We start from the raw sequence: 15816 nt of genomic DNA on the forward strand, positions 1-15816 counted from the left end.
TTAGGTTCCCGACATCCGCGGAACAGAGTGGACAGTACCATCCCCGACTTCGATCCCCAGAATTCCCACCACTTTTTTAGCAATAAGCTCAATATCAAAAGCGGCGGCAGACGAGGGATTAAAATCGAAGATAGATTGTTGTGATGCATTGGCCTCTACCGCACTTTCGTCACGGTGTACCATGCCCAGCAGTTGGTCACCAAGATGTTGTTCGACAAAACTCGCCACATCCCGGCTGACCTGACGACGACTATCAGTCTGGTTCAGAATAAAATAATGTCCCGATTTTTGATTCAGTACATCACCCGTGAGCCGTTGGTTTTCAACATAGGGCAGCATAGAGAGCGATGCACTATCAGCCTGTAGTACCACCAAGTGTAAATCTGCCATTGGCGATATAGCTTTAAGCGCCGGAGAAGGGCCCGGTGGAAAGTCTGCAATGATAATGAGACCGGGATAATTCAGTAGTGTGTTTAACCCGCGGGCCAAAAAATGTTTATCCTGTTTCAGGGCTTCTGTGAACAATTCACTTTGCGTTTCACTGGCTTCACCATAAGGCAGGACAAACAGATTGGTGCCGACGGTTAATACAGACTGACTCCAGTCTTGAACTTCGGTCGCTTTAGCGACAAAGCCTCGTGTTTCAGACAGGGGAACGCCAAAATGCAAACGTAGTGCATTTTGGACATCAAAATCCAGCGCCAGAACTTTATTGCCTGCGCGTGAAAGGGCATAAGCCAGGTTTGCTGTCAGAGTCGTTTTTCCGACACCACCCTTAGGGGAACAAACGCATATTAACGGCATGTTGCGATTCTTTTTAATAGTGATTGCAAGGGCGCATCTTTACCATCCACAGAAGGTTTATCAACTGATGATGTGGCAAACAAATGCGAAAAATTAGATGAAAGCGGTTCCTGAGCCCCGGGCTGGAGCTGAAATTGTGGCTGAACCTGAATCCCCGGCTGGGGCTGATACTGTGACTGAGCCTGGATCCCCGGCTGGGGCTGAAACTGTGCCTGAGCCTGGATCCCCGACTGGGGCTGAAATTGTGGTTGAGCTTGCACTTGCACCTCAGCCTGAGGAGCCTGCTGGGCTTCTGGCTGAGACGACACTGAACGATTTAACTGCGTCCCAATTTCTTTAACCAGAGAAGATGCATATTTTTCTGCCTGGGGTTTTGTGGTTAAAGGGGCCTGATTCATATCCAGAGGCGTTAAATGTGCTGGGTTTGCAGCCTTGAAGGGCACAGGTTCATCAGGAATCGGTAGTTTCAGACCTGAAGGTGGTGCTGGCGTGGCTGGTGCATTGCCTCCTGCGAGCTGCTGCATAATGGACCAGTGTCCATGATTTACTTCTTTGTTTTGTTTGGTGAAGTCAATAAATCTTATTGATTTCATATGTGTTTTTTCGTTAAATTTTTGCAAGTCTTCATACTGGTCCATACTTGTTCTCGCATTGTTCAAAAGTTTTATATCAACAAGTCGTATACCAATAACGCCATGACCCACAATGATTTACTATTAACTGCATGATAAATCATATATTTTTACGACTAACCAAGAGACAATAAAGCCTTATTCTCAAGTGTAGTATACTGGAAATATTAAGGCGATAAATAACATTCTTTATGAAGCAAACTGATTGTAATGTGAGGAGATTGATACCTGGAAAGTGATTATCTATTTAGGGGGAGAACCCTTTACTGGTCAGAGCATTCCAGCATGAATGAATATTGTATTTAATAATCTGAACTATCATTTTGCCCAATATAACCATTCTGTTTCAAAGGTCTTATACATTAATGTCCTTACAGATCATCTTGTTAGCATTAATAACTTGTATTATCAATGAGTTGGTTTTCTTGCTGTAATGGGGAGTCATACTTTTCAGGTATCTATTTTAAAGAAATAGAATAAGGCGTTATGAGAGTGACGTATTTATATTTACAACGCTGCTGAATATGTAAGATTTAACATTGCTCAATCTGAATGGTTTTGATCATGTTGTTATATACGGATTTTTTATCAAAGCCGTATTGAGAAGAAAATGACTGTATTCAGAAGGGAAGACTTAACCCCGGCACAGTTACTCTAATAAAAAGAGTGAGCATGTCAGGTATTCTTTATGTCATATAAAAAACAGGAGTTTCAGTTAACTCATTGTTTTGTTTTTTTATTATTTCATTTCATCGTGATACTTGTCACGGTGGAGTAATAAAATATTCCATAAAATGATCTACGGTAAATATTAATGGATGTTGTAATAAATAGGGTACCCGGTATGACGCTGGATGCTGAGTCAACGCCTGCTGGATGATTACACCGTACACGTGGTTTTTATATCGTCGGGCCAGGGTGTAACGTGCTGAATATCTATAATTTATTTGCAAAATATGGCAGAGGGTAACGATATCACTATGGCGAAAATTACTGGCTCGATGATGGAACAGATTCTCCAGCTTACTGGTGGTCGTTATAATATTCTGGTGTGTGGGAATTGTATGACCCGCCTGCGCCTGACGTTGAAAGACCGTGAACAGGTTCAACATGATGCATTGAAGAAAATTCCTGGCGTGCTGGGGGTTGTAAATGGTGATACCCAATTACAAATTATTCTCGGGCCGGGGAAGGCGCAAACGGCCAGTGACCTCATGAATGCACTTCTGAAATCAACCAGTGAAGATGTGGGTTCCTCCCTTGAGGATACCAGCCTGCGTACACTGGCGAGTGAGAATAAAAAACAGATGAAGGCAAAGCAGAACAGTGCGGTGCATAACTTTCTGACTAAATTTGCCACCATCTTTACCCCCCTGATTCCCGGATTTATTGCTGCCGGTTTATTGCTGGGAATTGCGACATTATTACAACAAACACTCATTGTTGATGGTGTGGCTCCAGCAGTCTGGCTCACTCAACTGATTGCTTATATGAAAGTATTCAGTATTGGCCTGTTTACTTTCTTAAGTATTCTTATCGGTTTTAATACCCAAAAAGCTTTTGGTGGCACTGGCGTTAATGGGGCGATTATCGCGTCACTTTTTATTTTGCGTTATGTTCCTGAAGGGACAGTGGGTTACTACGCAGGGATGGAAAGTTTCTTCGGATTAACAATAGATCCACGGGGTAATATTATAGGTGTACTACTGGCCTGTATGCTTGGGGCCTGGGTTGAACGCCAGGTGCGGCTCATCATACCGGATAATCTGGATATGATACTGACATCAACAATTTCGTTGCTGATCACTGGCGCGATTACGTTTACTGCCATTATGCCCATTGGCGTGGAGCTATTTAAAGGGATGTCATGGCTATTCATGCACCTGAATGGTAACCCATTCGGGACGGCTATTCTGGCTGGGTTATTTCTTATTGCAGTTGTCTTTGGTATTCATCAAGGTTTTGTACCGGTCTATTTTGCTCTGATGGATGCTCAGGGTTTTAATTCCCTGTTCCCTATTCTGGCAATGGCAGGAGCCGGGCAAGTTGGTGCCGCGCTGGCATTATTTGCCCGTTCAGCCCATGGCTCAGTGCTTAGAACACAAATTAAAGGCGCCATTATTCCCGGGGTACTGGGGATTGGCGAACCGTTAATTTATGGTGTGACACTCCCGCGCCTGAAACCCTTTGTAACCGCTTGTCTTGGAGGTGCTGTCGGGGGATTCTTTATTGGTCTGGTCGCATGGTTTGGTTTGCCGGTTGGGCTTAATACTGTATTCGGCCCTTCGGGATTAGTGGCGATTCCATTAATGACATCTCACCAGGGGATTTTTGCTGGTATGGCGGTATACGTTGCGGGTATCGTAATTGCTTACCTGGCCGGCTTTGTGATGACGTGGTTTTTTGGCAGTAAAAACGTCGACTTAGCCTAGTCGAGGTTGTTCACCTGCTCCTGAACCCCGGAGCAGGTGATTTAAAACACGTGGTTATGCACGAACTTTTACCGCCACTAATATTCCCGTGAGTAGCATCAATGTTGCGGATAAGGTCAAGGGGGCAAACAGCCCAAAACTGTCTAAAGCGATCCCGCCGACAGCAGCGCCACAGGTATTGGCCAGCTGGATGACAGCCACCTGAATTGAACCAGCTTTTTCAGCCTGATCGGATAAAGATCGGGTTATCCAGGTTGACCAGCCTACCGGAATAATAGCAAAAGCGAATCCCCATACTATAGCTACGATGCTGGCAACCCATTGATTTTTTCCAAATAACATTAGCATCAAGGCGCTCAGGGCAAGAATGAATGGTGCCAGAGTTAAAACGAATTTTAGTGATCGTTTTAAAAGTACTGAGGACAATGACGTGCCGATAAAACTGGCGATACCAAAACTTAATAGCACTAAAGTTAAGCCACTGATACTAAAACCAGCAAGAGTGGTGTATATCGGCCGAATGTATGTGAAGAAGGCAAACTGACCAGCAAAAACCATGAATATTGCCAGCATGCCAGCAATGACCCCAGGGCGCTTGAGCAGGCTGAACATATTTTGTTTTTGTTGTTCTATTCCACCGGGCAAAGAGGGCAGCACTCGCCAAATCCAAACAATACATATCACACCCATTATGGCGGCGGCATTAAAGACATTACGCCAGCCAATAATGCTACCCAGGAAGCTCCCCAATGGTGCAGCGATGACCAACGCAATAGAAACAGCACCAAAAATAACAGAGAGTGCTTTGGGGACGGTACGCGCGGGCACCAGACGCAAGGTCAGAGACGCTGACATGGCCCAAAATCCACCCAGAGCCATACCAAGGCAGGCACGACCCAGTAATAACAACATAAAGTTATCAGAGCATGACACCAGTACGCAGGACAGGGTGAGCAGTAGTGCAAAAAGCAATACGATGTGGCGGCGGTCTCGGGTGCCGATAATGTGCGTAATCAGCAGACTGCTAAACATGGCGACAAATGCAGTCACTGTTACTGTTTGCCCGGCGAGACCTTCAGAAATATTCAAATCAACCGCCATGGGAGTTAGCAGGCTGACTGGAAGAAATTCAACCGTTATCAGGCAGGCTACGCAAAAGGCAATCGCGAAAACTGCTGACCAGTTAGGTCGAGTGACCGTATCAGTGAAGGGCGGGGTAATAGAAGTATTATCCATATTTTAAGTTCGCAACACAGGGCTAATGGGAAACCGGACAGTTTACCGCTTTTTATAAAACCTGATTAAACCTTTTGTGTTGTATACGATCTTCAGAACAATTATCGCAACGTGGTTTTGGCGCGATATTGCTTAATGCGTATCCAGTTGTGCAAAATTAACTCGGGGAGTATTAAAGTTTTTTATGGCGGCGCCGATGATACGGCATCTCTTTAGGGAAATAACATGCCATGTTAAACCGTATGAAAATCGTTAAAAAAATACTCTTAGTCCTTGGGCTGTTTACTGTTCTGCAAATAGCTTCTGGTGGTTTGTTTTTTAATGCACTGAAGCAAGAGAAAGATAATCTCCATCTGTTGCAAAACCTGCGTGAAAAACAAGAATCACTCAACAATAGCTGGATTGCGTTACTCAATACTCGTAATACACTCAACCGTGCTGGTATCCGTTTTATGATGCGGGATGAGCAGATGGCGGGGGGCATCACCACTAATGCGCTGGTTTCTATGGCAGGAAGTTTCTTGAAAACAGCGGAAGATCAGTGGGCGGTTTATGAGTCATCGCCGCTGATAGCCCAGGACAGTGAGGCTGACAGCAAATTAATCAAACAGAAATATGAAGCACTCCATGGGGCGCTGACTGAATTGATAAAAATGCTGGGTGACGGCGATATTAATGGCTTTTTCCAGCAGCCCACTCAGGGCTATCAGGATGATTTTCAGAAACAGTTTGATCAATACACCAAGCAGCATAGTGAGCTATATCGGCAAGCGATTGATAATAGTGAAAACTCTTATCAAATGGCGATTGCTATCCTGGGAGGATTACTGATCGTATTAATCGCCCTGGTCTTGTTTGTCTGGATGGGAATGCGCTCCACCTTGATTCGTCCTCTGAATCGTTTGATAGAGAGTATTCGTTATATTGCCAGTGGGGACCTGCTGCGTAAGATTGACGTCCACGGTACTAACGAAATGGGGATGCTGGCTGAGAACTTGCGCCATATGCAGAATGAACTGGCACGGACGGTTGGTGATGTACGTAACAGTGCTAACTCCATCTATAGCGGCGCCAGTGAGATCTCCATGGGTAACAATGATCTGTCCTCTCGTACGGAACAACAGGCAGCCTCTCTTGAAGAGACAGCAGCCAGTATGGAGCAGCTCACCGCAACGGTTAAGCAGAACGCTGAAAATGCGCGTCAGGCTAGCCAGTTGGCGCTAAGTGCTTCTGACACCGCTCGCCGTGGTGGCAAAGTCGTGGATGACGTAGTGAAAACGATGAGCGAAATTGCGGGCAGCTCCCAAAAAATTTCTGATATTACCAGTGTTATTGATGGTATTGCCTTCCAGACGAATATCCTGGCACTTAACGCCGCCGTGGAAGCCGCTCGTGCGGGTGAGCAAGGGCGTGGTTTTGCGGTTGTAGCGGGTGAGGTTCGTAATCTGGCCCAGCGTAGTGCCCAGGCGGCAAAAGAAATTAAACAGTTGATTGACGACTCTGTTAGCCGTGTCGATACGGGTTCTACTCTGGTGGAAAGCGCCGGGGAGACAATGGGCGAGATCGTCAATGCGGTCACTCGTGTGACAGACATCATGGGTGAAATTGCTTCAGCGTCAGATGAACAAAGTCGTGGCATTGATCAGGTGGGCCTCGCGGTTGCGGAGATGGACCGTGTTACTCAGCAAAACGCCGCACTGGTAGAAGAATCTGCCGCTGCTGCTGCTGCACTGGAAGAGCAAGCGAGCCATCTGACACAAGCAGTTTCTGTATTCCGTATTACTGCGGAATCACCGTCAGCACCACAGCAGGCAACTGAAACCAGTACTCCGGTGCGTGCTCCCGCGGTGACAGTACGCAAGACGCCGACAGAGTCAGCATCAGATGATAACTGGGAAAAGTTCTGAGTGAACAAAAAGAGCAATTATTCAGATAGTTGACTCTTCAGTTCAGGAATAGGCCGTGCGTTCTTGTATTATTGAACCGATGTGAGGGATTAAGTCCCTCACAGGAAAACAAGCTCATGGGCGGAATAACACGCCCGGGCTTAACCAGCGACGCGGCACAAAAAATGATCAACGCCGACCTGCTGATTTTCGGCGGTTAATGATAAAAAGGGAAAAACTGTGTTTTTCCCTTTTTATTTGTATTCAGACTGACTCCCTCTGTAGTAGAGAGGGCTTATCATCACTCTGCTACACCTTGCTCCGCGCGTTTTTCCAGCTCACTGATACGTTGTTCCAGTAAAGCCAGTTTCTCACGAGTGCGCAGTAGCACCTGGGTCTGAACGTCAAACTCCTCTCTGCTCACCATATCCAGGCGGGTTAACTGTGCCTGAATAACCTGGCGTACTTTCTTTTCAACATCGTCCCCTAAATCACGAATGCCTTTCGGCATAGACTCATGAACCTGGCGAGCGATCTGTTCAATTTTCTTTGGGTCAATCATAGGGCTTTCCATTATTCGTTTAACTGGACTCATTGTAATGCCTGAATGGCAGGGTATAAACCAGAAATGTTCTATCGGATCACGTTGCTGGGTAAATAGATTAGCGGTATAGTAAATGCGCTTATTCTCAGGGCGGGGTGAAAGTCCCCACCGGCGGTAAATCAGCAGCCAAGCTACTGAAAGCCCGCGAGCGCTTCAGATTATTTTTTGAAGGTCAGCAGATCCGGTGTGATTCCGGGGCCGACGGTTAAAGTCCGGATGGGAGAGAGTAACGATGGCGTCAGGCTACGGCCTGTCCGCGTTATTTTTTTAGCTCCTAAGACTGCCCTGATTCTGGTAACCATATATTTAATGAGGTTTTATTACCATGAATCAGACGCTCCTCTCTGCATTTGGCACGCCTTTTGAACGTGTCGAGCGTGCACTTGAATCCCTACGTGAAGGCCGTGGTGCCATGGTTCTCGATGACGAGAATCGCGAAAACGAAGGGGATATGATTTTCCCGGCAGAAACCATGACGGTTGAACAAATGGCTCTGACTATCCGCCACGGTAGCGGAATTGTTTGCCTGTGTCTGACGGATGAACGCCGTAAACAACTTGAACTGCCTATGATGGTGGAAAATAACACCAGTGCATATGGCACCGGGTTTACCGTCACTATTGAGGCCGCCAGTGGGGTGACTACGGGCGTTTCAGCCGCTGACCGAGTCACTACGGTACGTGCAGCGATTGCTGATGGTGCGAAGCCTTCTGACCTGAATCGCCCAGGGCATGTATTCCCGTTGCGTGCCCAACCCGGTGGTGTTCTGACCCGTGGCGGGCATACTGAAGCCACCATTGATCTGGTTTCCCTTGCGGGCTTCCGTCCTGCGGGCGTGTTATGTGAACTGACAAATGACGATGGCTCAATGGCACGTGCGCCAGAGTGTATTGAGTTTGCGCGTAAACATAATATGGCGCTTGTCACTATCGAAGATCTGATAGCATATCGCCAGTCCCGGGAACGCAAAGCGAGCTAATCATTTTTTGAATATTTAAAGGCCCGGTTTTCCCGGGTCTTTTAGCTCATCTCTGCCCACCATCAAAATTCCTGAATAACTTCATCATGCTTATCCAGGTTATTTTCACCACAATTCAGCGTAGTCTGTAGACAGAAAATAATTATTCTGTTTAAGGACGCCATCATGACAAACCAACGTATGCCAGCGTTATTTATTGGGCACGGCAGCCCAATGAACGTTCTGGAAGATAATCTCTATACACGCTGCTGGCAGCATTTAGGTGAAACATTGCCGCGGCCGAAAGCAATTGTTGTGGTTTCTGCCCACTGGTTCACGCGTGGTACGGGTGTCACTGCAATGGAAAAACCGAGAACCATTCATGACTTTGGCGGTTTCCCACAGGCATTGTATGACACTCACTATCCGGCACCTGGCTCACCTGAGCTGGCCCGGCACTTAGTGGACTTACTGGCTCCAGTGCCTGTTGCTTTAGACAAAGAAGCCTGGGGTTTTGACCATGGATCATGGGGGATCTTAACAAAGATGTACCCTGATGCTGATATTCCGATGGTACAGCTCAGTATTGATCAAACTAAACCCGCCGAGTGGCATTTGCAGCAAGGGAAAAAACTGGCAGCATTGCGTGATGAAGGTGTGATGTTAATCGCGAGTGGTAATGTGGTTCACAACTTGCGTATGGTTCGTTGGCAAGGAGATAGCGAGCCTTATCCATGGGCGACTGCTTTTGATCAGTATGTTAAAGATAATTTGACCTGGCAAGGGCCTGAAGCAGAGCATCCGCTAGTGAATTATCTGTCACATGAAGGTGGCGCATTGTCGAATCCGACCCCTGATCATTTCCTGCCGCTACTGTACACGCTGGGAACATGGGATGGTCAAGAGCCGGTGACTCTTCCTGTGGAAGGTATTGAGATGGGTTCACTGAGTATGTTGACGGTACAGGTAGGATAATCACAACAGGAGGGGAAACGTAACGAGTTTCCCCTCTGTATTTTATTTTTTATTCAACAAAAACATGTGGATAGAATCGTGACAAGTCCTGGGTAATGAGGGCCTTATCTTCACGAATGCCGATCCCGGCAGGTTGATCATTAATGAGCCAGCTGCCAATCAGTGTGTAGCTGTCACCAAACTTCGGCAGTGGGTGGAACTGCTGCACGATCATTCCTTCTTCACCATAAGGCCCCTCTGCGCGTGCAATCTCTTTGCCATTATCAATGATGGTGATATTGGCCCCCTCACGTGAAAACAGGGGTTTGACGACGTACTTGTCCATTAATGGATGCGGGTCTTCCGCAAAGTAGGCGGGTAGCAGGTTAGGATGATCTGGAAACATTTCCCACAACATGGGAAGTAATGCTTTGTTGGAGATAATACTTTTCCAGGCAGGTTCAAGCCATCTGACGCCCGCGTCTTCTAGCTTAGTAGAAAACACATCTCGCAGCATATTCTCCCATGGGTAGAGTTTGAACAGGCTGCTGATGACGTGATCCTGAAGATCGGTAAATTGCCCTTTTTCACCAAGGCCAATATCTTCTATATAGAGGAATTCGCTGGCGAGATCTGCCTCTGCAGCGCAGTCTTGCAGGTACTGAACGGTTCCCCTGTCCTCCACCGAATCCTGGCAGCAGGTAAAATGCAGCAGATTGAAACCATGTTGCGCTTTGAGTTCTGCAAAACGTTCGATGATTTTCTCTTGCAGGCTGTTGAACTGATCAGCCCCGGCTGGCAGGTTTCCTGCCTGGAGTTGATCCTCAAGCCAGATCCACTGGAAGAATGCGGCCTCATATAATGACGTTGGTGTATCGGCATTATTTTCCAGTAACTTAGGTTCTCCGGTACCGTCCCAGGCCAAGTCCAGACGAGAGTAGAGTGATGGTTGTTTGCTACGCCAGGACTGGCGCACAAATTCCCATGTGTGCTTAGGAATGCGAAAACGGGCCATCAGATCATCACTGGCAACCACTTTTTCAACCACTTGCAGACACATCTGGTGCAGTTCAGCGGTGACTTCTTCCAGTCGTTCAACCTGAGGCAAAGTCAGCTTATAATAAGCATCCTCGCACCAGTACGGTTCGTCATACAGGGTATGAAAATTAAAGCCGTATTCTGCTGCCTTCTCACGCCAGTTCGGGCGCTCAAAAATATTCACTCTTTCCATTATGTCTTAACCGCCTAATGTACGGTTATTGTTAGTGCCAGAGGCGCTGCTACGCTGCATGCTTGATTGTTTAGCAACGGAATCACCAAAACCACCACGGGTTACCGTTGATGTGGTTGCTGGTTTAGGCGCCATGGCTGTCTTAGGAACCGTCATAGTACGGCCAGGGGTCGCGGCGCCATAGCTTTTTCCACTGGCATCAGAATATTTACCGTAAGCCGGGCTTGCTGGGTTTTTAGAAGAGAAGAGAGGTTGTGACGCACCGCCGCCCATCAGGCGTCCCATCATATAACCCGCCATCAGGGGCATCCAAAAGCTGCCACTGCTCTGCGCCTGGGCCTGGTTTTCACCACTACCACCTAAACTTGCCTGGGCTGGAGCCTGCTGGCACTGGCCTTCACCAAATTCAGCAATACAGGCTTCCCGTGAATCATATTTTGGTGCTGTGCGTTCTGCTTCTTTCAGCGCATTATTATATACCGTAGTACATTCCGCACTTTTGCCTGGATTGGCGACAGAGCAGTCATCTGCATTTTGATACAAAGAGACCGTTTCATCACTCTGTTCACAACCAGACAGCATAAATACAGCAGTAATTGCCAGAGCAACTGGCGTTAAATGACGAGCATTCCAGCTTTTGCGGAATGACGAATGGTTTATCTGTTTTGTCCGTTTCATCTTATCAGTCCTGAGCCCAGTCGGTTTGTTGCTAAGAGTAAGGTATGAACGGTTGAAATTAAAGCAGTCAGGTACACTTGACGGGAGATCTTTACGTTGCCTTACGTTTAACGAGGGAGATAAAGACAAAAGGGCGCAATTTGCGCCCTTATCAGTGAGATAACAGGTTGCTACGGTGAAACTAATTACGACCTGTTTTAGTGGCTGACGCTGGCATGGCAGCATAGCCATCAGCACGTGCATTTTGCTGTGGTGTTAACGGGGCAACGGTATCCGGGCTGGTTGATACTGATTTGCCCAGAGCGTTGTTCAGTACTACCAGATCCTGTTCGTTTAATGTACCCAGCGCGGATTTGATATTCAGCTGATTAATTAAATAGCTATAACGTGCATCGGATAATTGCTGCTTGGCGTTATACAGTGAGCTGGTGGCGTTCAGCACATCAACAATGGTACGGGTACCGACGGTATAACCTGCTTCCATTGCATCTAAAGAGCTTTGGGCAGAAATTACTGCCTGTTTATAGGCGTTAATTGTGCTGATAGAAGCATTGATATTGTTAAAAGAAGAACGCACGGTCTGTACAACGCTACGGTGTGCAGCTTCCAGTTGTTCACTTGCGCCAGTGAAGTTGTACTGTGCTTGTTTCACCTGAGAGTTAACCATACCCCCCTGGTAAATAGGTACCGAGAAACTTAACCCAACTTTATTCTGGCCTACGTGAGAACTGTCATACTGGTTACTATTCGAGGTTTTAGAACCATTATAGTTGGTGTCTGAAATACCCGTTGATGCAGTTAAATTCAGCGTTGGTAAGTGGCCATCTTCTGCCTGACGAATTTGTTCGCGAGCCAGGTCCTGACTTAAACGCGCCTGTAACAATGTCAGGTTACGTTTTTCTGCATCTTTTAACAGATTAGCGACCGCATCAGGTTTATTGGTTTTAAATCCATCTACGTTCAGTGAAGCGAGGCTGAGATAGTCGTTGCCTGTAATCTGACGTAGCTGTTCTAGCGTGTTATCCACGTTATTACGAGCGGTAACTTCATTTGCCAGTACGGTATCGTAGTTGGCCCGGGCGTTCTGGACGTCAGTAATCGCCACTAAACCCACATTGAAGCGTTGGGTGGTTTGATCCAACTGACGATAAACAGACTGCTTTTGCGCCTCGATAAAGGAAAGGGTATCGATAGCATTCAGCACGTTAAAATAGGCTACTGCGGTGTTTAAAATCAGGGTTTGCTGTGCATTCTGATAAGTGACGTCCTGAATACCTGCAGTTTTTTCCTGCAAACTCAGAGCACGCCATTTTGACATATCAAAGATATTTTGCGTTAACTGTAGTGAAGCGCTGGTGGCATTAGAATTGACACCGTTGCTGTCACGATAACCGTTGCTGTAAGTGTAATCAGCACCCAAACCAAGTTGTGGCAGTAATGGGCTACGTGCTTCATTGATTTTTTCGAATGCGGCGTCACGGTCAGCGGCAGATTTACGCAGGTCCGGGTTACTGGCGCGGGCTTGCTGATAAACTTGTAAAAGGTTTTCTGCCTGGCTCATGGCGCTGAAGCCTGTCAGGCTAAGGCCGATAAGTATTGGGAGCAGTTTCTTCATTTGCATTCCTTGTTGTGAAGCAGAATTATTTTGTTTAACACTGACAATGAGTCGAAAATGAACGCCAATTCTACCGAGTCTGTGAGCCGGCCAGATTGGCGTAATGTGCCATCGGTTCCAAATTTTCACCAATCTATCACATCGAAAACCAAACGGCAGTCCTGTGGACGATAAATCACACAGGTTTAACGCAACGATTATTGGGGCCTCATTATGAGTCAGTCAGCAAAACAGGCAGTTACATTTACCAAAAAAGATGTAGAAATTATTGCACGGGAAACATTATACCGTGGGTTTTTTTCTCTTGAATTGTACCGTTTTCGTCACCGTCTGTTTAATGGCGAGATGAGTGGAGAGGTGAAGAGAGAAATTTTTGAACGAGGTCATGCAGCCGTGCTGTTGCCCTATGACCCAATACGTGATGAAGTGGTGTTGATTGAGCAAATTCGCATTGCTGCTTACGATAGCAGTGAAACACCATGGCTGTTAGAAATGATAGCGGGCATGATTGAAGAAGGTGAGAGCATTGAGCAAGTTGCGAGGCGCGAAGCGCTGGAAGAGGCGGGCCTGAAAGTGGGGCGTACTCAACCCGTGTTAAGCTATCTGGCAAGCCCTGGCGGTACCAGTGAAAGATTGTCGATTATGGTTGGTGAGGTGGATGCCAGCCTTGCCGGTGGGATACATGGTCTTGCGGAAGAACTGGAAGATATACGCGTGCATGTGGTGAGTCGACAACAGGCCTATCAGTGGGTTGAAGACGGACACATTGACAATGCGGCATCAGTTATTGCTTTACAATGGCTGCAACTGCATCACGAGAAGTTAAAAGCAGATTGGGATAATTGATAATGAAGCGCTATACCCCTGATTTCCCGGAAATGATGCGCTTATGCGAAACGAATTTCGCACAGCTGCGTCGTTTGTTACCCGCTGATGATCTCCCGGGAGAAAGCATCACTTATCAGGTTAATGGTGCCCATTACCGACTCACTATAGATGAGTCTACCCGTTACACTCAGCTGGTCAGGATAGAACAAACGTTTCCTACTGTGACTTACTGGAGCCTGCCTTCAATGTCTGTAAGGCTTTATCATGATGCGAGGGTGGCGGAAGTGTGTTCAAGTCAGCAGATCTTTCGGTTCAAAGCGAGCTATGATTACCCGAATAAAAGGTTGCATCAACGCGACGAAAAGCATCAAATTAATCAGTTTTTAGCTGACTGGTTGCGCTATTGCTTGGCTCATGGCGCAGTAGAAATTCCTATTTATACCTAATTTTCAGGAGCGTAAATCGCAACGCTTGGAATGAGGGAAGGCGTGTAATTGAGTGTTAAACCTAAGGATATCCTTTGGAAAGCTTGTTAAACCTTCCTGAGACCACTGATGGTCGAATCAGGATACTGCAAATAACTGATACTCACCTGTTCGCAGGAAAGAATGAAACACTGCTCGGTATCAACACATGGGAAAGTTATCAGGCGGTACTTGCCTCGATAATGGCTGAGCAGTGTCAATTTGATCTGATTCTGGCAACAGGTGATTTATCACAAGATCACAGTGTAGAAGCCTATCAGCATTTTGCTGAGGGTATTACACAACTGACGGTGCCTTGTGTTTGGCTACCCGGAAATCATGATTTTCAACCGGCGATGTTTGATACGTTGTTTAAAGCGGGTATCTCCCCAGCCAAGCGTGTCTTTATTGGTGAACACTGGCAAATTTTACTACTGGATACCCAAGTGTTCGGGGTTCCACACGGAGAGCTAAGTGAATATCAGCTGGAATGGCTGACGCGCAAGCTGGCCGATAGCCCGGAGCGCCACGCTTTGGTGCTATTGCATCATCATCCGCATCCGTCTGGATGCAGCTGGCTGGATCAGCACAGCCTGAGGAATGCGGCAGTACTGGATGATGTTCTGCACGGATTTCCTCAGGTAAAGAATTTGCTCTGCGGTCATATTCATCAAGAACTCGATTTAAACTGGAATGGTCGCCGCTTACTGGCCACACCTTCCACATGTGTCCAGTTTAAACCCCATTGCGCCAACTTTACTCTTGATACGATTGAACCAGGCTGGCGCTGGTTAGAGTTGTACCCGGATGGTTCACTGACCACTGAAGTGCATCGTTTAAATGGAACCATTTTTAATCCTGATACGGAGTCTGAGGGGTATTGATGTCAACCTTGCTCTATTTGCATGGGTTTAATAGTTCGCCTGGTTCGGCTAAAGCAGTGGCACTGCAACGCTGGCTGGCAGAGCATCATCCCCGGATCAATATAATAGTGCCGCAGTTACCTGCTTACCCGGAACAGGCCAGCACGCTGTTGGAGTCTTTAGTGCTCGACAGTAAAAATGGGATAACCGGGGTTGTGGGCTCCTCACTGGGAGGCTACTACGCCACTTGGGTATCACAGCGTTTCCGGCTTCCTGCGGTCGTGGTTAACCCGGCAGTACGGCCTTTTGAATTATTGGCAGATTATCTCGGCAATAACGAGAATCCCTACACTGGACAGCAATATGTGCTAGAGTCACGGCATATTAGCTTTCTGAAATTAATGTATATTGACCCGCTGGAAGCGCCGGATTTAATTTGGCTGTTGCAACAGACGGGGGATGAGGTGCTTGATTATCGTCAGGCAGTGGATTACTACGCTGCATGTCGCCAGACCGTTGAAACTGGTGGTAATCATGCTTTTATCGGTTTCGACAGCTATTTCACACAAATTGTCGATTTCTTCGGCCAGCCTTAAGGCCTGATGGCCGATTTCTGTTTTTTATCTGAATG

At 46.9% G+C, this 15816-nt stretch carries 15 protein-coding genes and 1 riboswitch; of the genes, 8 read left to right on the forward strand and 7 right to left on the reverse strand.

Features of this window, described 5'->3' with window-relative positions:
* Together bcsQ and JK154_RS12675 are read right to left on the reverse strand one after the other, a co-directional pair.
* Complete coding sequence (gene bcsQ, locus JK154_RS12670; RefSeq protein WP_211992907.1) at positions 1–804, reverse strand: cellulose biosynthesis protein BcsQ; 804 nt, start codon at positions 802–804, stop codon at positions 1–3.
* Complete coding sequence (locus JK154_RS12675) at positions 795–1397, reverse strand: hypothetical protein (RefSeq protein ID WP_249215905.1); 603 nt, start codon at positions 1395–1397, stop codon at positions 795–797. Before JK154_RS12675 ends, bcsQ begins: the two co-directional genes overlap by 10 nt.
* A gap of 1019 nt (positions 1398–2416) precedes the next feature.
* Here JK154_RS12675 and murP point away from each other — a divergent pair.
* Entirely contained in the window at positions 2417–3868 is a 1452-nt protein-coding gene (murP, locus tag JK154_RS12680; RefSeq protein WP_211992909.1) for a PTS N-acetylmuramic acid transporter subunit IIBC, read from the forward strand.
* A gap of 54 nt (positions 3869–3922) precedes the next feature.
* On the opposite strand, the gene nepI is transcribed toward murP, so the two are convergent.
* Positions 3923–5104, reverse strand: a complete 1182-nt coding sequence (nepI, locus tag JK154_RS12685; RefSeq protein ID WP_211992910.1) for a purine ribonucleoside efflux pump NepI — start codon at positions 5102–5104, stop codon at positions 3923–3925.
* A gap of 230 nt (positions 5105–5334) precedes the next feature.
* Between nepI and JK154_RS12690 the strand changes: the two genes are divergently transcribed.
* A complete protein-coding gene (locus tag JK154_RS12690; protein ID WP_211992911.1) occupies positions 5335–7011 on the forward strand; it encodes a methyl-accepting chemotaxis protein in 1677 nt (558 codons plus the stop codon).
* 280 nt (positions 7012–7291) lie between these two features.
* Here JK154_RS12690 and JK154_RS12695 read toward each other — a convergent pair whose 3' ends face one another.
* Positions 7292–7552 carry an accessory factor UbiK family protein gene (locus JK154_RS12695; RefSeq protein WP_211992912.1) on the reverse strand — a complete coding sequence of 87 codons (261 nt, stop codon included), beginning with the start codon at positions 7550–7552 and terminating at the stop codon, positions 7292–7294.
* A 119-nt stretch (positions 7553–7671) separates the two neighbouring features.
* Positions 7672–7826: riboswitch (FMN riboswitch) on the forward strand.
* Positions 7827–7919: 93 nt separating this feature from the next.
* Here JK154_RS12695 and ribB point away from each other — a divergent pair.
* On the forward strand, positions 7920–8573 hold the full coding sequence (gene ribB, locus JK154_RS12700) for a 3,4-dihydroxy-2-butanone-4-phosphate synthase (RefSeq protein ID WP_211992913.1): 654 nt from the start codon (positions 7920–7922) through the stop codon (positions 8571–8573).
* A 165-nt stretch (positions 8574–8738) separates the two neighbouring features.
* A complete protein-coding gene (ygiD, locus tag JK154_RS12705) occupies positions 8739–9527 on the forward strand; it encodes a 4,5-DOPA dioxygenase extradiol (protein ID WP_211992914.1) in 789 nt (262 codons plus the stop codon).
* Between the two features lie 49 nt (positions 9528–9576).
* On the opposite strand, the gene JK154_RS12710 is transcribed toward ygiD, so the two are convergent.
* The 3 genes from JK154_RS12710 to tolC all read right to left on the reverse strand — a co-directional run bounded on the left by JK154_RS12710 (position 9577) and on the right by tolC (position 13036).
* Positions 9577–10737 carry a glutathionylspermidine synthase family protein gene (locus JK154_RS12710; protein ID WP_211992915.1) on the reverse strand — a complete coding sequence of 387 codons (1161 nt, stop codon included), beginning with the start codon at positions 10735–10737 and terminating at the stop codon, positions 9577–9579.
* 6 nt (positions 10738–10743) lie between these two features.
* Positions 10744–11415: a DUF1190 family protein gene (locus JK154_RS12715; RefSeq protein ID WP_211992916.1), complete on the reverse strand. Its 672-nt coding sequence runs from the start codon at positions 11413–11415 to the stop codon at positions 10744–10746.
* A gap of 181 nt (positions 11416–11596) precedes the next feature.
* Positions 11597–13036: an outer membrane channel protein TolC gene (gene tolC / locus JK154_RS12720; RefSeq protein ID WP_283093674.1), complete on the reverse strand. Its 1440-nt coding sequence runs from the start codon at positions 13034–13036 to the stop codon at positions 11597–11599.
* A 207-nt stretch (positions 13037–13243) separates the two neighbouring features.
* Between tolC and nudF the strand changes: the two genes are divergently transcribed.
* The 4 genes from nudF to yqiA all read left to right on the forward strand — a co-directional run bounded on the left by nudF (position 13244) and on the right by yqiA (position 15781).
* A complete protein-coding gene (gene nudF / locus JK154_RS12725) occupies positions 13244–13876 on the forward strand; it encodes an ADP-ribose diphosphatase (RefSeq protein ID WP_211992918.1) in 633 nt (210 codons plus the stop codon).
* Between the two features lie 2 nt (positions 13877–13878).
* Positions 13879–14304 (forward strand): DUF1249 family protein, encoded by a 426-nt coding sequence (locus JK154_RS12730; protein WP_211992919.1) that lies wholly within the window; start codon positions 13879–13881, stop codon positions 14302–14304.
* Positions 14305–14378: 74 nt separating this feature from the next.
* Entirely contained in the window at positions 14379–15206 is an 828-nt protein-coding gene (gene cpdA, locus JK154_RS12735; RefSeq protein ID WP_211992920.1) for a 3',5'-cyclic-AMP phosphodiesterase, read from the forward strand.
* Positions 15206–15781 (forward strand): esterase YqiA, encoded by a 576-nt coding sequence (gene yqiA / locus JK154_RS12740; protein WP_211992921.1) that lies wholly within the window; start codon positions 15206–15208, stop codon positions 15779–15781. Before cpdA ends, yqiA begins: the two co-directional genes overlap by 1 nt.
* Positions 15782–15816: the final 35 nt, after the last annotated feature.

Source organism: Citrobacter sp. JGM124, assembly GCF_018257795.1.
In the GTDB taxonomy this organism is placed as follows: Bacteria; Pseudomonadota; Gammaproteobacteria; order Enterobacterales; family Enterobacteriaceae; genus JGM124.